At 38.7% G+C, this 19,322-nt stretch carries 13 protein-coding genes; 2 read left to right on the top strand and 11 right to left on the bottom strand.

Going from position 1 to position 19,322, the window contains the following annotated elements; all coding sequences use genetic code 11:
- The 5 genes from H3Z82_RS19860 to nhaA form a co-directional block, all read right to left on the bottom strand.
- On the bottom strand, nucleotides 1-199 hold a 199-nt coding region (locus tag H3Z82_RS19860), incomplete at its 3' end, for a DDE-type integrase/transposase/recombinase (protein ID WP_394368113.1).
- 9 nt (nucleotides 200-208) lie between these two features.
- Nucleotides 209-535: a hypothetical protein gene (locus tag H3Z82_RS18920; protein WP_182205708.1), complete on the bottom strand. Its 327-nt coding sequence runs from the start codon at nucleotides 533-535 to the stop codon at nucleotides 209-211.
- An 8-nt stretch (nucleotides 536-543) separates the two neighbouring features.
- Nucleotides 544-942 carry a transposase gene (locus H3Z82_RS18915; protein WP_182205709.1) on the bottom strand — a complete coding sequence of 133 codons (399 nt, stop codon included), beginning with the start codon at nucleotides 940-942 and terminating at the stop codon, nucleotides 544-546.
- Nucleotides 943-1,042: 100 nt separating this feature from the next.
- Nucleotides 1,043-3,823, bottom strand: coding sequence for an aconitate hydratase AcnA (acnA, locus tag H3Z82_RS18910; protein WP_182207051.1), 2,781 nt, complete (start codon nucleotides 3,821-3,823; stop codon nucleotides 1,043-1,045).
- 436 nt (nucleotides 3,824-4,259) lie between these two features.
- Nucleotides 4,260-5,612 carry a Na+/H+ antiporter NhaA gene (gene nhaA / locus H3Z82_RS18905; protein WP_182207050.1) on the bottom strand — a complete coding sequence of 451 codons (1,353 nt, stop codon included), beginning with the start codon at nucleotides 5,610-5,612 and terminating at the stop codon, nucleotides 4,260-4,262.
- Between the two features lie 217 nt (nucleotides 5,613-5,829).
- On the opposite strand from nhaA, the gene H3Z82_RS18900 reads away from it, so the two are divergent.
- On the top strand, nucleotides 5,830-6,036 hold the full coding sequence (locus H3Z82_RS18900; protein WP_182207049.1) for a hypothetical protein: 207 nt from the start codon (nucleotides 5,830-5,832) through the stop codon (nucleotides 6,034-6,036).
- 62 nt (nucleotides 6,037-6,098) lie between these two features.
- Here H3Z82_RS18900 and H3Z82_RS18895 read toward each other — a convergent pair whose 3' ends face one another.
- The 4 genes from H3Z82_RS18895 to H3Z82_RS18880 form a co-directional block, all read right to left on the bottom strand.
- Nucleotides 6,099-7,421: a DUF3472 domain-containing protein gene (locus H3Z82_RS18895; RefSeq protein WP_182207048.1), complete on the bottom strand. Its 1,323-nt coding sequence runs from the start codon at nucleotides 7,419-7,421 to the stop codon at nucleotides 6,099-6,101.
- 146 nt (nucleotides 7,422-7,567) lie between these two features.
- Nucleotides 7,568-9,265: a RagB/SusD family nutrient uptake outer membrane protein gene (locus tag H3Z82_RS18890; RefSeq protein ID WP_182207047.1), complete on the bottom strand. Its 1,698-nt coding sequence runs from the start codon at nucleotides 9,263-9,265 to the stop codon at nucleotides 7,568-7,570.
- A gap of 12 nt (nucleotides 9,266-9,277) precedes the next feature.
- On the bottom strand, nucleotides 9,278-12,283 hold the full coding sequence (locus tag H3Z82_RS18885; protein WP_182207046.1) for a SusC/RagA family TonB-linked outer membrane protein: 3,006 nt from the start codon (nucleotides 12,281-12,283) through the stop codon (nucleotides 9,278-9,280).
- 56 nt (nucleotides 12,284-12,339) lie between these two features.
- Nucleotides 12,340-13,698 carry a Gfo/Idh/MocA family protein gene (locus H3Z82_RS18880; RefSeq protein WP_182207045.1) on the bottom strand — a complete coding sequence of 453 codons (1,359 nt, stop codon included), beginning with the start codon at nucleotides 13,696-13,698 and terminating at the stop codon, nucleotides 12,340-12,342.
- A 286-nt stretch (nucleotides 13,699-13,984) separates the two neighbouring features.
- Between H3Z82_RS18880 and H3Z82_RS18875 the strand changes: the two genes are divergently transcribed.
- Complete coding sequence (locus tag H3Z82_RS18875; protein ID WP_182207044.1) at nucleotides 13,985-18,073, top strand: two-component regulator propeller domain-containing protein; 4,089 nt, start codon at nucleotides 13,985-13,987, stop codon at nucleotides 18,071-18,073.
- Between the two features lie 100 nt (nucleotides 18,074-18,173).
- Here H3Z82_RS18875 and H3Z82_RS18870 read toward each other — a convergent pair whose 3' ends face one another.
- Nucleotides 18,174-18,602 carry a GNAT family N-acetyltransferase gene (locus H3Z82_RS18870; protein ID WP_182207043.1) on the bottom strand — a complete coding sequence of 143 codons (429 nt, stop codon included), beginning with the start codon at nucleotides 18,600-18,602 and terminating at the stop codon, nucleotides 18,174-18,176.
- A 194-nt stretch (nucleotides 18,603-18,796) separates the two neighbouring features.
- On the bottom strand, nucleotides 18,797-19,322 hold a 526-nt coding region (locus H3Z82_RS18865), incomplete at its 5' end, for an IS982 family transposase (RefSeq protein ID WP_182204508.1).

Here is a 19,322-nt window from a genome sequence, read left to right as displayed (position 1 = left end):
TATGATAAGTGTATTGGCTTCCTCTGTCCGAATTATGAACCTCAGGTGCATTATTTTCCTTTAGCGCCATTTTAAGAGCTTCTAAATTGGCTTGGGCCCGCATGTTATCCGATACTATAAATCCAACAATCTTTTTTGTATAAACATCTATTATGAACACAGCGTAATAGTGTTTGCCATTAAGTGGCAAATAGGTTATATCCGATTGTCATAATACGTTTGGTGCGTTTATTCTTAAGCCTTTTATTAGATTGGGATAAAACTTCTTGCCTGCTATTGTTGTACGTTTATAATTCTTCTTCCTTTTTATCCTGTAACCGAGATCCATCATGGTTTCTATAAACCGATCCCTACCTATAAAATCCGGATTTAATATATCGTACATCTTTTCAACTCCACAACCAGGATGGTCCTCCCGAAGATCATCTGCCTCTAAAATTAATTGAGACACTCGGCCATCGAAAACTGCTTGTCGCCGTGCATACTGACTGACAGCTTGTTTACTTATGCCTATGGTGTGATAAAGCTGGTTCATACTAAAGCTTATTTTTTCTTTATGTGTCCTGAACCAGTTGATTGTGGAGTGCTGAAGTTTTTTTTGATATCTATATTTAAATCGTCCTTTGCGATATCAATCATCTTCTCCAAATAATCTATCTTGATCTGTTTGCGCCCAACTATGGCTTCAAGCTCCTTTATTCGAGCCTGTTGTTCTTTCATCTTCTGGGTGCTACTGTTTTTCATCTCTACAATTCTTGAACCTTTTTCATTAAAGGTAGAAAATTTATGAATCCATTTGTAAATCGATACATTACTTATATTATGCAATTTCTCCAACTGAGTTACACTGAATTCTCCCGATTCAAAGTCTTTTACAATTTGTAGTTTAAACTCATCCGAATAAATGCGTTGCTTTTTCAATAGTTTAATGTTTGCTTTCATAAGTTTACACTTTGTTTAAAGTGGTCAACCTATACTAGGGACATACAATCATCAATTATCAATGAACAATCCTCAATGAACAATCCTAATTCGCTACCTCCTATTTCCCATCCAAAAACTGTCTGAGCACATACTGAAGTATCCCTCCATTTCGGTAATATTCAATATCTATTAACGAATCCAATCGGGCTACAACTTTAAAGTTAACCTGTTCACCATTTTCCTTTTCTGCCACAACGTCCACCAGTTTATGTGGTGTCAATCCTTCTGAGATTCCTGAAATAGTAAACGTTTCTGTTCCCGATAAACCTAACTTTTTGGCGGTATCACCATCTTTATATTGTAATGGCAACACACCAAGACCAACCAAGTTACTTCTGTGGATACGCTCATAGCTCTCAGCGATTACTGCTTTTATGCCCAATAAGAACGTACCTTTTGCAGCCCAGTCTCTTGACGAACCACTTCCGTATTCCTTACCGGTAAGCACTACCAACGGTGTATTGTCTTTCTGATATTTAACTGCGGCATCATAAACGCTCATCTCTTCTCCTGATGGCAAGTGTGTGGTATATCCACCTTCTTTGCCAGCCAGTTGATTCTTGATACGGACATTGGCAAAAGTCCCTCTCACCATGACTTCATCATTCCCCCTTCGGCTACCGTAAGAGTTAAATTCTTCTTTCTTAACACCTCTTTCTATCAAGTATTTTCCTGCAGCCGAATGCTCGTCAAATGCGCCCGCTGGAGAAATATGATCGGTAGTAATACTGTCTCCCAACACCAAAAGTGCTCGGGCATTTTCTATGTTTTGAAGTGCTGGTGCCTTATCAGAAATATCCTTAAAGAATGGGATTTCCTGAATATATGTGGATTCCGGATCCCAATCGTACAACTTGCCTTTTGGAATTTCCAAGTTTCTCCAAATCTCATTTCCATCAAAAATTTCGGAATAGTTTTTTTGAAAATCTTTCGGCGTAAGCACTTCCTTAAGCACCGCATTAATCTCATCATCCGTTGGCCAAATATCTTTTAGATACACTGGCAATTGGTTTTTGTCGTAACTGATAGGATCTTCGGTGAGATTAATATCCACACGACCCGCAATAGCAAAAGCAACAACCAACATAGGCGACATCAAATAATTCATTTTGACCTGGGAGTGAACCCTTGCCTCAAAATTCCGATTTCCAGAAAGCACCGAACAAACGACCAGTTCATGATCATCTACCGCTTTGCCAATAGCAGGTGGCAATGGTCCTGAATTTCCGATACAGGAAGTACAGCCATAACCCACCAAATGAAATTGAAGCGCCTCTAAATCTTTTAATAAATCGGCTTTTTTGAGATAATCCGTAACCACCTTAGACCCTGGAGCCAATGAGGTTTTTACCCAGGGCTTGACATCTATGCCATGCTGTCTCGCTTTTTTAGCGACCAGGCCAGCGCCAATCATCACAAATGGATTGGATGTATTGGTACAGGAGGTTATTGCTGCAATAACGACTGAACCATCGGATAATGAATATTTCTGTTCGCCTTTATCAATCCAAACCGTTTTAAGTCCGTTTTGCTCTTTGGTTTCTATTTTCGTTCCTTCAGACATCGCCCGTGGTGGTGGCGTAAGTTGGTTCCCTCCTTCGTTCTTCCATCGGATAACCGATTCCCGTTCTTCATGCTCAATATATTCACGCTCATAGCCAGCACTTAATAAATCAATAAAGGTAGGTTTAAAATCCTTTAAGAGAATTTTATCCTGTGGTCTTTTCGGACCTGCTACCGTGGGCTCAATAGAAGAAACATCTAATTCGACAACTTCGGTGTAAGTGATACGATCTTCATTTTCACGCCATAGCATATTGGCTTTACAATAAGCTTCAACCACATTGATCTGTTCTTCTGACCGATTACTTTCCCGCATATACGTCAATGTTTTATCGTCAATTGGGAAATAGGTGATAGTACAGCCAAATTCTGGCGACATATTTCCTATCGTAGCTCTATCAGGAACCGATAAATGGTCAAGTCCTGGTCCGAAAACCTCAACAAATTTGCCCACTACACCTTGTTTTCTTAGGACATTTGCAATAGTCAACACCAAATCAGTCGCTGTAGATCCTAATGGTAATTTACCTGTCAGTTTTAATCCGATGACTTCTGGCATAATGAAATAGAGCGGTTGGCCTAAAATAGCCGCTTCCGCCTCAATACCACCAACGCCCCAGGCAACCACCCCAATCCCATTGACCATTGGGGTATGACTGTCCGTACCTACCACTGTGTCCGGAAAGAGTTCGCCATTGCGTTCAATGACGCCTTTAGAGAAATATTCAAGATTAATTTGATGACAAATACCCATTCCTGGAGGTACTACGCTAAAATTATCAAACGACTGCTGTGCCCATTTTAGAAATTGATAACGTTCCTTATTTCGTTTATATTCTTCCTCCATATTGCGCTGATAGGAATAATCCGTTCCAAAATAATCCACCTGAACGGAGTGATCTATAACCAAATCTACAGGCACTAAGGGATTAATACTTTCGGGATCTCCACCTTTACGAGCCACTTCAGCTCTGAGCGCAGCAATATCGACAACGGCAGGAACACCAGTAAAATCCTGCATCAACACACGTGCAGGTTTAAAAGGTATGTCTTTGTCCACACCCTTGGGCTTCCAGTTAAGAAGTGTATCTATATTTTCTTTGGTAACTGAAAAGTCGTCAAAATTACGCAAGGCATTCTCCAATAAAATACGAATTGAAAACGGTAGTTTATCAATTTCATAACCTTGATTTGAAAGTTCTTCAAGACTATAATAAGTAAAGTTTTTACCATTTACAGCGATTTGTTTTTTAGTTTTAAAAAGATCATTACCCATAGTATTTCTGATTTAAATTGTTAATATTTAGTGCCTATTTAAGCAGTAGTATTGGAGCACCATGTTGTTTTTGGAATGATTGGAGTATAGCATTACTAAAAACCAAAGTGAAGGAGAATTCATTATCTCCAGAGTCTACATGCCTGAGACACCGTTTCAAAAATGATCAGTGTCTTATTTAAGCCCTTTAAAGTTACGGATTTGTTCTAACATAAAGTATCTTATCGCTACAAAAAAGAACACTAATCATAGATAGGTAAATAGAAAAATTTAGAAGATGGCAGCTCTCAGCGTATATCCATTTATGAAACACCAATAAATTTTAAAAACATCGTCGAGCAAGTACTGTATCAGGGCGTCAGAGACTTCCACTAAATCTACATCTACTTAATATACTGGCGTACACCTATTTTTACAACGTCATATTCTGAAGCGTTTATTCTTCAGGTTTCGGCAATTCAGAAAGGTTCATTCTAATCTTATCCTCCGTAATGGCTTCGGGTTTACGTGTGGCGTTGCGAAGCACGAGATACCCCAATAAACCACTTAGTCCTGAGGCAAAAAGAATTCCGATTTTGGCCTCTTCCTGCAAAATTAGATCGTCAAAAGAAAGATTCACAATAAATAAGGACATGGTGAAACCGATTCCGCAAAGCAGCGAAATCCCGAAAAGCAGCTTCCAAATTTCCGGTGTTTTTTTGGACCTTTTATAAAAGAAGGTCAAGAAAATATAACTGGCAAACATAATTCCAATTGGTTTTCCAATTAAGAGCCCCAACATGGTACCCCAGGTGATGGACAGATGGAATGCCTCGTTTAAAATCTCAGCATCAAAAATAATTCCTGCATTTACAAATGCAAAGAGCGGCATTATTATAAAGTAAACGAGTCCATGCAGTTTTCGTTCCAATCGTTTTAAGGGCGATTCCATCTCCCTATGTAAATTTTCAAGAAAATGGTGGACTTGCGGACTTGTCATGGCATACGCATCATCCTTTGCTTCCCTAAAAAGCCGATACCCTTTTAAAGAAGCCTTTTTTATTTGGTCAATCTCCCATTCACGTCGCAGTGGCACTGTTAAAGCCAAAATAACGCCAGCAATTGTGGCATGAACGCCAGAAGTTAATATGGCCCACCATAAGACAAAACCCACTAAGAGATAGGGCGTCAATCTATTGACACCTTTCCGATTAAAAACAAGCAGTACTAAAGTGCACCCGGCCGCTATTCCTATAGCATGCCATTGTATTTGATCAGTATAAAAAAATGCGATGACCAATACCGCAATAAGATCGTCCACTACCGCTATTGTGGTTATAAAGACCTTGGCCCAAGAGGGCATTCTAGAACCGAGCATGGCAATGATGCCTATAACAAAAGCGATATCTGTAGCCATTGGTATGGCCCAACCTTTTACGTAATCGGTCCCTAAATTGAACGCGAGATAAATAATAGCTGGAAAGAGGGCGCCACTAACAGCAGCAGCTACAGGAAATATAGCAGATTTAAATGAGGTAAGGCTGCCAAATTTTAGTTCGCTCTTTATTTCAAGACCCACCATCAAAAAAAATAGTGCCATCAAACCATCATTTACCCAATCGTGCAACGACTTAGAAATATAGACGTCTTTAAATCCCATCCCGAAATTGTATTGCATTACCGTGTGATAAAAACTATTTAAGGATGTATTGGCCACAAATAATGCTGATGCAGTAGCAATAATTAATAATATTCCAGGCGCGGATGGTTGTTTGAAAAACGTTTCTATACTCTCGGATAATTTGGCCATTTTAGAGACTATTGAATTCAATGTACAATTTCGCATTTTAAATGCTCTCTATCAATAAAAACTGAAATTAAATTTTGAAAAATAAAATTTGAATTTAAAAATCAGAGCTAAGCAATATCGGATTTGTCTTTCAGGATGATTTTTGTCCAAACATATTTACTTGCGTTATGAAAGAGTTTGATGCTGATCAGAGTCAAACTTAAATGCTTACTCTTCTATGGAAGGTATCGGGAAGGACATTTATTATGCCTTAGGTCTACTTGAGGATTTTATCTGCTTCATTATAGGTTTTGTCGGCTTGTGTGCAGATAGGGATTTTGAGGTCTCGCCAATCCCGATAGCTATCGGGAGGGATTATCCCGAAAACTATCGGGACAACCATCAAAACTCAATGCGCTTTGCTTCTGAGTTTGGGTTTCACTAAAAAGAAAGCCCGAAAAAGTAATTTTCTTCGGGCCTTCAAAATAATCAAATCAACTTAATAAACTATTTTCTTGGGTTTTCCAATTGAGAGAAATCAATTTTGGGCGCAACGCCGTTGGCGGTTCTTATAAACTCACTTCCCATTGGGGTGGTTTCATTAAAAAACCCACAATTCTCCATAAAAAACTGATTGCCATTGACGCCACCTGCATAATCCAACCGCGATTCTTTTCGAGCCGTAGCATCGGCAGTAAATTTAGCTTTGGTCAATTCTACCCACTCATTATCGGTTGTATAGATCCATTGGTTATTGTAATTGGCTTTACGTGATATGTTGCCAGTTGCAGGTACAAAATTTTCTAAAAATGAATACAAGCGTTTTAAATAGCGACTGCCTTGTGGTCTTCTAAAACTGGCAATTAAATTCCATTTACCATCATCTGGCGTGTAAAAGTAAGCCGTATAATCCGTTGATTTATTTTCAGCGGGGACGCCTTTTAATAAAAATCGGTAAGTGGTATCCGCTTTCCATGGGTACACTTTATAACTTTGCCCTCCAGAACCTTCATTGCCAAATTCGCCCGTAGTCACGCCATCCCCTTTACCTAACAAGATGATCTTATGATCGTCGGGGATCTCTTTCGGGTCTTGCGTATCAAAAGGGCTCCATACCGAAAAAAGGATGCGACGCTCCGTCTCTGAATTGACTTGAATTCCGAAATAGCCATCTATAAAACCGTTGGCCATAAAATACGAACCGATGACATCCTCCCCTTCAGGCACATTGATTTCATTATAAAACCATTCGACGTCCTTTTCTTTAGGCAAATCATAAGTTAAATGAACCGATGGTCCGCGACGACCGAAATAGAAATCGTCTTTTATGAAATAAACGTTGCCATCAGTGGCAGGGCCGCCGATGAGCAATTCATTGATAGTTGCAACTACAGGGCCCGATTTTTCCACACCCACAATTTCTATAACATTATATCCTGCTTGGATTTCAAAAACACCTACGTCAACCGTTTGGTTTACAGATGTATTTAATTTTATATTTTTAGTTTGATCGGCTAAAGTGACTTTAATTCTTGAGGTACCCTCTGGCACATTCAAATTCAGTCCAAGATGAAGCTTCCCTGAGGTATCAGTTTTGAAATAAGTATGTACCTGCGTTTTTAAATCGGTCCAATTTTTAATTCCAGAATCACTGATCATATTGGCACTTTCGGCGGTGCTATTAATCAGCCAACTGTTTGGTCCTGCGGGAATTTTAATGGACAAATCGAGTTTATCATCTTTTTGTTCTACCGATTTATTAGTATTACAACCTATTAGATAAAAAGAAACAAATAAAGCTAAAAAGTAAAAGCACCCGTTTCTGAGCATAGTTTTAAATTTTTTAATGATGTTAATAAAGTTGATATTGATTTCGGATAAAACTTTAAATCTAAATTAGAACCAAAGAAGCTTGATTTTAGGTCAAGCTTCTTCTGATATGTCTATTCTTTTCAAAATATTGACTTTTACAATAACTATTGTGTTGGATTTTGAGTCAATGTTCCTGGATAAGAATTAATGGCATCCTGAGGAATGTAGAAAACGACGCGATAATCAGTAGCTAAGATGACTTCATCTTGATTTTGCGGTCCCGGATAATGTCTCGTCAATTCTTTTCCGTTACGGAATACATCGTAGCTGCGTTCAGCCTGATAGGCTAACTCTAATTGGCGCTCTTTATCAATCAAAGTATCGGCGTTAGAAGCATCTAATGTCGCGTATCCACCACCAACAATTGATCGCTCTCTGATAGTGTTCAAATCCTCTAAGGCAAGATCATAGTTGCCCAATTTAGCATATGCCTCAGCTCGATTCAGATAAATTTCACCTAAACGACTAATTACAGGCGAATGCAAATGAGATTCCTCACCTTCCAATGACGCTTTAGTAATGTAAAATTGCGGATAGGCACGATTTAAGGTAATATAGTTGTCGATGACACCTTCGTACGTTTGTCCATTTTTGTAATTAATAGAATATACACCTTGAGAAGCATCTACAGGGGTAAGCGTATAAGAATCACTTCCTTCTGTTGCGGTGATTCTACTACCACTTCGTGTTATTTCTGCCTGCACGTAATTTAAATTACCAGTTGTTTCTTCCTTAATGAAACGGAAGACTTCATTGTCTTCTTCAGAATAAGTCGGTCTGATAAACGCTGCACGGGCATCAACTAAATGGTAGCTATCTTCACGCCAGTCATTGCGACCCGTTTCATTTAACAGATCAATATATTTAGCACTGGCATACATTTCTCCCCAGCCCATGCCGCCTAAATTGGCATACATACCGCCAACACCGTAGTAGTGATCAAAACCCGAAAACTCTGATGCCACACGTTTGATGGCAAAAATAGTTTCGTTATTGTTCTCTGGAATAAACGTATTGTATTTCATGAATTGCTCTCTTGCCAATAAGGAGTATTTCCCAGAATTGATGACCTTATTAGAGTAGTCTACAGATAATTGTGCATACTCAGTATTTGGAGCCGTGTATGTTCCGCTCATATAAAGATAGATACGCGACAACATGGCTTGAGCCGCTTCTTTTGAAGCGAAAATAGAGGTTTTGTCTAAAGTTAATAACTCCTCTGCTTTCTTAAGATCACCTATGGCTTGATCATAACTTTCTTTTACGGTAGCACGATCTGGAAGATTCATATTTAGAACGTCGTCTGGAGTTCCATTAACAATAGGTACACCTAAGTTTGTTTCTGGGCTTTGGTAGTATGGACGTCCGAAGGCACGGGTCAAGTAAAAGTACATCATCCCACGAACGTAGTATGATTCTCCAATTTTATTATCAATTTCTGCACTTTGTCCTTCATCAATCATGTCAATGATATTGGAAGCTTGAGCAATAGCTTTATACCCCGAATCCCACATTTGGGTCAAACGGTAATTGTTTGGAGTACGAGCATACGATAAGAATTCATAAAACGCATCAGTTGATGAGCCACGGATCATCATGTTGTCTCCGGCGTATTCCCCCATACGGTGCATAGGATCAGACCATGCTTTCAACTGTGCATAAGTTCCATTTAGCAAGGCGTCAAGAGAAGCGTCAGGATCTCCAACAATGGACTCTGAGGCCATGCTTCCGTGGGGTAGTCGGTCGATATCACACGCTGTGAAGGTTGCCGCGACCAATATGGCTATAAATATTTTTTTCATGGTGTTTCTTTTTTAAAATTGTAAATTAAGTCCTAGCATAAATTTCGTTGTCGCTGGATATACTGCAGGTCCTGTGGATCCCATCACAGCCCCATCGACAGCTGGAATTTCTGGATCTACCCCTGAATACTTCGTGATTGTAAATAAATTCTCTCCCGATAATGAGATGCGAAGATTATCAACTTTAAGATGGCTTAAGTCAATATTATAACCTAAGGTTAAAGAACGTAGCTTTAAGAAGTCGTTGTCTTCTAAATAACGTGTAGATGTTGAATTCCCTTTATCTTGATTATCATATCGCGCTACTGGGTGCGTGGCAATATCGCCTGGCTTTTCCCAACGGTTCCATTCTGGTCTTAACTTCATCTGATTACGGTCTGTATAGGTCCCATCAGAATCGTATTCTTGACGTGAGTAGTTATAAATTTTGCCTCCCAAGGCATAACCAAATACGGCGTTGAAGTCAAATTTCTTATAATTTAAGGCAGTTGAAAATCCACCGAATAAATTAGGAGATACTTTTCCTGTTTTTTCAAAGGTTGCTTGGGAATAATTAGACGTAGTTTCACGTGACAATTCGTTGCCGTCCGCATCTCTTTCAACCACATACCACATTGGCAATCCGTTATCAGGATTTACACCAGCCCATTCTTTTAAATAATAAGTATCTACAGGACGACCTGGCTCTAACATACGTTGTGCCGATCCAGCAATCCCTAATCCATCACCTACAATTATAGGTCGAACCACATAGTTGCCACTGGCATCTTTGGTTTTGTAAAGTTTAGTTAGCTTATTGACATTATGTCCTAAGTTGACATCAACGCTCCAGGTGAGATCCTGATTTCGAATAATATCACCGCCAAGGGCAACCTCTACTCCTTTGTTCTCCATTTCCCCAATGTTCTGCCATATGCTCGTCACCCCGGTTAAGCCGGTGATTGGAACACGGTAAAGAATATTGTCTGTATTTTTCTCGTAGAGATCAACGGTCAATCTCACCCGATTACTTAACATACTTGCGTCCAATCCAACACCTGTGGTATAAGTCTTTTCCCAAGTTAGGTCTTTGTTCCCAATCTGGTTGATCAGCGCTCCTGGATTTTGATTGTAGCTCGCACCACTGGACACCGCATATAAATCATATTGCGGATACAACGCGCTTGGACGGTTTCCTACGGAACCATAAGATGCGCGAAGCTTAAAATTATCCACCCAGTCAGCTTTAAACCAATCTTCATTATGGATATTCCATCCGCCACTCACGGAGAAAAAATTACCATATTTGGCATTATCTCCAAAATTGGAAGCACCATCTCTACGGAAAGACAACTGAGCCATGTATTTATTGTCATAGGAATAGTTAATGTTGGATAGAATTGACTGTACTGCCCATTCACTAATGCCTCCTTTAGTTCGTTCAGGAATAGCAACCACATCCAAGATTTCAAATCCAGGAATAAATCCGGTTCCGGCAACATCTAAGCCTTCGCTGGTGTAATCATTATATTCATAGGCAACCAAAGCGTTCACATCGTGCTTATCCCAAGATTTATTGAAACGCAAAATCTGGTTGGTATATAAACGTGTATAATCTGAACGATATTCTGTAATACGGCCACCTACACTTTCACCTCCGCTTGAGCGTGGATCTGTATAGCCGCTTGATTTATAATTACCATAACGGATATTATTAACCGAGGAGAAGGTTAACCAATCTGTCAATCTCACGTCAAAATCCATATTCCCCATAAACTCATAGTTTTTACTGGCACCATGATTCCACTGCAGATCGTAGAGGTAATTGGTGCTGGCACTATTCACCCAATCTTCAGAACGATGTCCTACCAAACTTCCATCTTCTTTATATGGGCTATCCCATGGCAGATTGGAATACATAGCCGTTGTTGAATACTGACGGTCATCTACGTCTCGCATAGATCCGGTAATAGCAGGTTTTATAGTTAACCAATCCAAAGGTTTATATTCTGTTTTGAAACGGAAATTATAACGTTTGTAGTCGTAACCTTTGACCGCACCCTCTTCATCGTATAATCCGAGAGACATATAAGAGCGTAAAGTCTCAGTACCTCCTTGAATAGAAACATTGTAGGTACGAGTTAACCCTGTTTTATTGGCCAAATCCCACCAATCAAAATTACTGTTACGTAAATCTGCATTCCAACGTGGAAATGATATTTGATCAGCATTGGAGAACGACGCGTAATAATCATACAATTCGGCGCCATTCATCATTTCAGTATTTCCATTATTAAGCGTACTGATACCTACTTTGGTTGATAAGCTGACTGTGGTCTTTCCAATTTTGGCTCTTTTTGTAGTGACCACAATAACGCCATTAGCTCCTTGAGAACCATAAATTGAGGTAGATGCCGCATCTTTAAGAATAGTCATTGTTTCAATATCGTCAGGGTTTAATTCTCCTGCACTCGAGCCTACGATGACACCGTCAATAACCCAAAGAGGACTTGTAGTTCCACTTAAAGTAGCCTGGCCACGAATGACCACAGCACCTCTTGAACCTGGTTGTCCTGATCCAGAAGCTACATAAACACCTGGAGCTTTTCCATTAAGCATGTTTTCTACTGATGGCGTTGTGACGTCTCTTAAGTCGTCTCCCTTAACGGTATTCAATGCACCTGTTAAACTCTCTCTTTTTTGAGTGCTATAACCTACAACAATTACCTCGTCCAAACTGGCGATATCTTCTTGAAGACTAATATTTATTGTAGTACGACCATTAACCTGAACCTCTTGTCCTACAAAGCCCATAAAGGACACGACCAAAGTCGCATCGTTACTAACATTTATAGTGAAATTTCCATCAAAATCAGTTGCCGTTCCGTTCGAAGTGCCTTTTTCTAAAACAGTTGCACCCGGAACAGAAATGCCAGTACTGGCTTCAGTTATTGTCCCTTTTACCTCAATGGTTGATTGCTGCGCATATGCCGCCCCAACAAACAAGGATAAAAATAGGACTGATAATAGTTTCTTCATAAGTTTTATTTTAAAAGTATTCCCGATTTTAAAAAAATTTAATTGTTTTCTCTATTTTAATACGTATCCTTCATCCAATTATAAGGCTGGCGTTTTACCCACATACCCCGAGTGAAATCAGGAATTTCCTGAGGTGCACCATTATTTTCTATAGAGGCTTCCGAAAGTGGCGTGATGGCACTCCATGCTGCCGCATCATAGGCGTCCATAGGTGGCGCAATCTTTTCCTTGGCCGATTCTACAAAAGAATTCATTACAAAAAAGTCCATGCCGCCGTGTCCAGCACCAGTTGCGTGCTCACCGTACCTTTTCCATAAAGGATGGTCATACTTCTTGAGCCATTCATCGGCATCATCCCATCGGTGCGGTTTTGATTGTCCTTCAATATAAATTCGGTTACCGTCATCTTCCCATAAACCATTGGCACCTTGCACTCTAAACCCTAAAGAATAAGGTCTTGGTAAGTTAACGTCGTGGGTGATGATGATAGTTTCGCCATTGGTGGTTTCAACCGTCGTGGTGATCACATCGCCCTGTTTGAATTTTAATTTGGCGTTAGGATGATCCTTGCCACCATGTTCAACGATATAATTATGTAATCCGATACCTTTTGAGGCATTTGAGGTCAAGGACATCAACCGATTTCCTCTGTTGATATCACACATAACAGCAATGGGGCCTAAACCATGGGTTGGATACACATCAGCATTTCTTAAAAGGGAATGTTGAGTACGCCATGCAGATTCAGAGATACCCTTCTCTCCAAACTCGACACCCTTACCGTAAGCGGTCTTACCATCGTTAAATTTTACGCCTCGTAAATCGTGCTGATACCCACATCTAAAATGAACCAATTCACCAAAGACATTTTGTTTCACCATATTTAATACAGCCAAAACATCTCTACGGTAATTCACATTTTCAAGAAGCATTAAATGTGACCCTGTCTCTTCGTGTGTATTGACCAAGTCCCAACATTCTTCCAAGGTATTGGCAGCAGAAACTTCCAAGCCAGTGTATTTTCCAGCTCTCATAGAATCAACGGCCATTCTGGTATGCCATAGCCATGGGGTGGAAATTATAACCGCATCAACCTCCTTTAAGTTCAAAAGATTGAGATAATCCTGATCATTCTTACTAAAGACATGAGGTTTTGCAAACCCCGCATCTTTGATCAATTTCAAAGCCACTTCAATTCTAGCGGGATCAACATCGCAAATGGCAGTGATTTCTACGTCCTTCCTAAGCAATGCATTGTTTAAATGATTAACACCTCTAAGACCAACGCCTATAAATGCCATTTTTAATTTTTGATCAGCCGAACCTAACATGGCACCAAACGACATATTAGGTAGCATCATTAAACCTGCGCCGGCCAGCGCTGTTTTTTTGACAAAATCTCTTCTTGAACTCATATTCTGAAATCGTTAATGTTTCGTTAAACAATCTTATTTCCAAATGTGATACATTACTTATATAATACGGTAGAGATTTTAGGCGTATTTGAGGAATATTTTTTAAGTGATTAAATATTCCTCCTATTTGACGAAATTTTACCGTTTGCATCGACAATCCACTATGCTACAGGCCAAATAGCATATTTATTATTAATATATTTACCATAATTAAGAAGCCTACTTTGGCAGTTACCCATCATACCGATTCATTCTATATAAGCGCCTAGAACTCACAATTTGACCTATGTACAGTTTGAAAACACATCCTTTTACATTCATTTTAATCTTAGCATTTGTAATTTCTGCAGGAGCTCAACACCATGTCAATTTCACACATTTAGCGCCTTCGTCAGAGAACAGAGCAATTGCTGTAAATAAAATAATTCAAGATACTTTTGGCAATATTTGGATGGTGCAGAGAGAGGGTATTTACATTTATGATGGTTATAGCTATAGCCACATCAACAACGATATAATTTTTCCAACCGCCCAACGCTATGAGTCGATAAAAGACATCCTAAGGGATGATTCAGGAAATATTTGGTTATTGTCCACTGAAGGTTCATTAACAAAACACAACCCTGGTAGCGGTGATTTTAAGGATCTAACTCCCTTGATTGACCAAAAAAAAATAAGCGTTATTAATTCAAAGAACAATGAAACCTGGTTGGCCACAACCAAAGGCAGCCTATTCAAATACTCCAATTCGAAAATGGACAGCATTACATCCTTTCCTGAATTGGCCAATCCATTAAGAGACATTGTAGATATCGCATTAGTACCGAACCAAAATGTGTTTTTAAGTACGTCAGATGGTAACGTTATATCCTATTCAATATCCACTCAAGAGAAAGAATTTCTCGCAGCCCCGTTCAATAATTATCCAGAAAGCTTAAGACTATTGACGGATAATTACAACAGATTATGGATTGGCACCGAAACAAAAGGGCTTTTTTTATATGATATCAATACCAAAACATTCATTCAAGATTCATTCTTCAAGGGCAATACCCATCATATTACAAATGAAATGTTTCTAAATCTCTATATCGATACAAGTGGATATTTATGGGCAGGAACTGATGGCGGTGGATTGTATAAAGTAAATTTATCTTCAGGCGAGGTTAGTCTATTTACCAAACAAGCTAATAATGGATCATCCTTAAGCAGCAATACTATTTTAGATATTTATGAAGACAATCACAAAAACCTCTGGATCACGCCCAACTACGGAAATTTAAACATCTTGCCCAATGCAGACAACAACATCAATTATCACGAAGGTTCCGAAAACTTTACTCCCACTAGAATATTGAGCATTCATAAAAGCTCTGATGGGGTGCTATGGGCGGGCACTGATGGTTCAGGTCTTACAAAAATTACATTCAATGATGGAGGGAGCACTAATGAAAAGCAATTTTTTACTGTTTCTGATACTAGCAAAGGTTTTTATATACAAAGCATTGAAGAAGATAATAGGGGTAATATGTGGATTGGAACATATAAGAATGGTTTATGGCTTTACGATTCAAAAAATAATGAATTTAGTAAGATACAAGTTCTAAACGCAAAAAATCAAAAAGCATCTGATGTCCGGAACATTTTTAAAGACAGTAAAGGTCGCATTTGGGTAGGGTCTAATATCGGCCTGAATATCTATTCAGACAGTTTGGAGCTTCTAGCCTCCTTCGAGAACCATGAAAATGGTTTAAAAGGCGTTATTGTTGAAAGTATGCTGGAGACGCGAAACGGCGAATTATGGCTTGGTTTATATGAAGGAGGATTATTTCAATTTAATGAAAACTACAATCAATTAAACGCCTCAACTTTTTTAGACTTCTCCATTCTAAACGATCAATTGGATCGATTGAAAAGTGTGAGATCCATGTCGGAAGGCACTTTTAACAGTTTATGGATCATAAATAATTCGGGGGAACTATTGAAATACGACACCAAAAAGAATATTTATTCGTCATTTAAGGACATTAAGACGCTTTCGAGTCGGTCTTTGGCTGCAGTAATCAATACTGAAAATGATAATTTGTGGATAAGCTCCAATAACGGAATTGTTAATTTCAACACCAGAGATTCCATCATAAAAACTTATTATATCACAGATGGTCTGCAAGACAATGTCTTTTTATCTCGAAGCGCCTTTAAAGATCATAAAAATATGGTGTATTTTGGAGGATCCAAAGGTTTTAATTATTTCTATCCTAAAGATCTCAACAAAAAAGAATCGCAGCCCAAGCTACAAATCAACATGATAGAGGTGCTCAACCAACCTGCAGAAGTATTATTGCAAGAACAAATTGACACCGGTATTGCCAACTTAAGTTCATTACGACTAAAATATAACCAATCTTCATTTTCTTTCCGATTTGCCGCTTTGGACAATATATTATATCCAAAGCATTTTTACGCCTATCGATTAAAAGGTTTCGACGACGACTGGATCTATAATCATCAGGATCGTTCTGCAACCTATACTAATATTCCCGCCGGCAATTATACTTTTGAAGTCAAGGCAGGCACAAGGGACGACCTTTGGGACATTCCTCCGAAAAGTATAAACATCGCAATTGAACAACCATTCTGGAACAAGCCCATTGCCTGGGTTTTATATGGATGTCTGTTTGTTTTGGGAATTTTCGGCGTCAGACGCTGGTATGCCTTAAAAAAGAAGTTATTCTTGGAGAAGATAAGCTTTCAAAAACAAAATGAATTGCATGAATTAAAAATGAACTTTTTTGCTAAAATGTCTCATGAAATTCAAACACCCCTCACCCTGATATTGGGGCCGATTCAAGACATGATTCATAACGCTGAAAAAAACGGAAATCTACTATTAAAACAACGTCTTAATATTATCGCCTACAATACTAAGCGTCTTTCAAAAATTGCCTATGAGTTGACCTTGGTCAGAAATAAAGAACTTGATCAATTGAGACTGATGGTGACAAAATCCAATCTATACAAAAACATTGAACAGATAGCCCAATCGTTTAAAGAGTTGGCACGACAAAAAAATATAGACTTCACAATTAACTGTCCGAAAAATCTAACGGAAGCATGGTATGACAAAGAAAAATTGGAACATATCATATATAATTTACTTTCCAACGCTTTTAAATTCACTCCAAAAGAAGGAAACATCTTGTTGACCGTTACTCCAATTAATTCAAAAAAAATGGTGCGACTTTCTGTTACCGATTCAGGTCCAGGGGTTTCAAAGGATGAACTAAACACTATCTTTGAACTATTTTACCAATCGAAATTTGGTAAGAAAAATAAAGGAACCGGGATTGGGTTGGCGCTTACAAAAGAATTGATTGACCTCCATAAAGGTAAAATCGAAGTAGATTCCTCTGCCATAAGTGGCACCACATTCACGATTACTTTCCCTATACATGAAGCCGCTTATTCCGATGAGGAAAGAATAATGTCCGATTCTGAAGAAGACTCCACGCAACTCATAGCAGAAAGCGATGCAAGTCCAGCTGAAAGTGATCATCTAAATGTGTTGAAAAAAACCATCCTTATCGTGGAAGACACGTTGGATTTACAGCTCTTTTTAAAGGAATTACTTCAAGATCAATACAATATTATTTTAGCTGAAAACGGCAATGAAGGTTATCACTACGCTAAAAGCAACATTCCTGATCTTATTATAAGTGATATCATGATGCCTGAACTCGATGGCATCGAAATGTGCAAGAAATTACAAGACGAATCACTTACCCAACATATTCCTATTGTTTTATTGACTGCGAAAAACTCGACCCATTCTAAAATAGAGGGGCTAAAATCCGGCGCTATAGAATACATCAACAAACCTTTCAATACGAATGAATTATTACTAAAGATTCAGAATATTCTTCTTGCCAAAGAGCATATTATCACAAAATATCGGAAAGAAGCTATTTCGAATCCAGAAGTTCCATTCGAAAAATCGCAAGACGAAATATTCCTTGAAAACCTGGTTGCTAATATTAATTTAAGGTTGGAAGATGCCAGTTTCAAAATGGAAGAGTTGGCTGCACCATTGAACATGAGCTATTCAACCATCTACAGAAAATGCCAAGCATTAACAGGGCATACATTAGTTGATTTCGTAAGAATTTTGCGATTAAAAAAAGCAGCCGTCTTAATAACCAAGAATGGTTTCACAATTTCTGAAACAGCATTTATGACCGGATTTAATGATCCGAAGTATTTTTCAAAATGTTTTAAAAAACAGTTTAAGAAGAGTCCACTAAATTTTAAAAATGAAGCCGAAAAGATTGGCATTGATGAGTATTTAAACAAGCATGAAGTAGGGATTTTTGTGTAGTTAACAATAGATATTTAACTTTGCATCAAGATAACAGAGTACTCAGTTTAATCTCTTTTTTATTTAAATTTAGAGATCATAATCTGAGATTTTGACAATCCTACCCCATCGTCAACCTATAAACATTCGTCTCCCTTTGTACAAATCCCAATTTCTGATATAGATGATTGGCAGCAACCCTGTCCGGACTAGAAGTGAGGTTAATACTTTTGATGTCTTTACTCCTGACATAATCAATGGAGAATTCCATCAGTTTTACGCCAACCCCTTTTCCTCTCGCCGATTTATCGACCACAACATCTTCTATCCAAACTTTATCGCCGGTTGGTATTTTATTGAACACCAAGGTCAAAGTACCTAAGATGTCATTATCCTCTTCTGCCATAAAAAGCAATGTCGTTCCAGAATTGACAATAGACTCTAAGTCTTTTTTTGTGGGCAAGGCACAGTCTGGAGCAAGCTGAGGAATTAATCTCGTAAATGCATCCAATACCTGATCGGTTACGGTAGTTAACTTATATATCTTCATAGTATCAAATTTAAGAATTTATTTGATTCTAATTCTGTCATTAAGCGCTGAAGTCGCAACCCCATATAAAATAAATCGCATATCCGCTTTTAGTCTTATGACTAAAAACTGATAATACAAAGCGATTTTTTGTTTTCCCTCCCGATAACCATCGGGACTAAAGGGAGCAAAAAATCCTAAATACCTGAGTTCGATTAAAAAAGGACGAGTTGATCTGTTTTTACGGTATGATATTTAATACTTGGCTTTTTTGGCAAGAAACTATAGGCTATCAGTCCTGTGATGATATTTACCAAAAAGTTTCCGAAGCTTCTGTGCCTCGAGTGCTCTATTTGACAGATGTTCTTTAGTTCGTCGTTGACCGTTTCAATGACCGATCGTTTTCTCAGCAATATTTTGTCCGACATTGTCATCAGCGAGTTCTTCATGTTGTTCCTGATGGATGTGATCAGCTGTACGCCATCGATGAACAGCATTTCCATCAAGCTCTTTCCAATGTAGCCCTTGTCGGCGAATAGCTTTCCATAGATCTTGTCCAGAAAACGTTCATTTTTGAGCGGCTCCCTGTCGTCCACGTTCGCCTGGGTTATGGTAAAGTTCAGTATTTCACCCCTGTCGTTTATGATGATGTGCAGCTTGAAGCCGTGGAACCAGCCCATGGTGGAACGCCCCGTAGTGGCGATGCCCTTGAAGACCCTATGGTTGGGGATGCGCTTGTTC

The sequence above is a fragment of the Gelidibacter maritimus genome (assembly GCF_014062315.1).
In the GTDB taxonomy this organism is placed as follows: Bacteria; Bacteroidota; Bacteroidia; order Flavobacteriales; family Flavobacteriaceae; genus Gelidibacter; species Gelidibacter maritimus.
Note: the sequence above shows the minus strand (reverse complement) of the source record. Positions and strands in the feature narration are given on the sequence as shown.

What these genes read in the sequence shown, in the direction of transcription:
- H3Z82_RS18915 (WP_182205709.1), bottom strand. Translation starts at nt 942, where the DNA reads ATGAAAGCAAACATTAAACTATTGAAAAAGCAACGCATTTATTCGGAT.
- H3Z82_RS18885 (WP_182207046.1), bottom strand. Translation starts at nt 12,283, where the DNA reads ATGAAGAAACTATTATCAGTCCTATTTTTATCCTTGTTTGTTGGGGCG.
- H3Z82_RS18880 (WP_182207045.1), bottom strand. Translation starts at nt 13,698, where the DNA reads ATGAGTTCAAGAAGAGATTTTGTCAAAAAAACAGCGCTGGCCGGCGCA.
- H3Z82_RS18875 (WP_182207044.1), top strand. Translation starts at nt 13,985, where the DNA reads ATGTACAGTTTGAAAACACATCCTTTTACATTCATTTTAATCTTAGCA.
- acnA (WP_182207051.1), bottom strand. Translation starts at nt 3,823, where the DNA reads ATGGGTAATGATCTTTTTAAAACTAAAAAACAAATCGCTGTAAATGGT.
- H3Z82_RS18890 (WP_182207047.1), bottom strand. Translation starts at nt 9,265, where the DNA reads ATGAAAAAAATATTTATAGCCATATTGGTCGCGGCAACCTTCACAGCG.
- H3Z82_RS18895 (WP_182207048.1), bottom strand. Translation starts at nt 7,421, where the DNA reads ATGCTCAGAAACGGGTGCTTTTACTTTTTAGCTTTATTTGTTTCTTTT.
- H3Z82_RS18900 (WP_182207049.1), top strand. Translation starts at nt 5,830, where the DNA reads ATGGAAGGTATCGGGAAGGACATTTATTATGCCTTAGGTCTACTTGAG.
- H3Z82_RS18870 (WP_182207043.1), bottom strand. Translation starts at nt 18,602, where the DNA reads ATGAAGATATATAAGTTAACTACCGTAACCGATCAGGTATTGGATGCA.
- H3Z82_RS18920 (WP_182205708.1), bottom strand. Translation starts at nt 535, where the DNA reads ATGAACCAGCTTTATCACACCATAGGCATAAGTAAACAAGCTGTCAGT.
- nhaA (WP_182207050.1), bottom strand. Translation starts at nt 5,612, where the DNA reads ATGGCCAAATTATCCGAGAGTATAGAAACGTTTTTCAAACAACCATCC.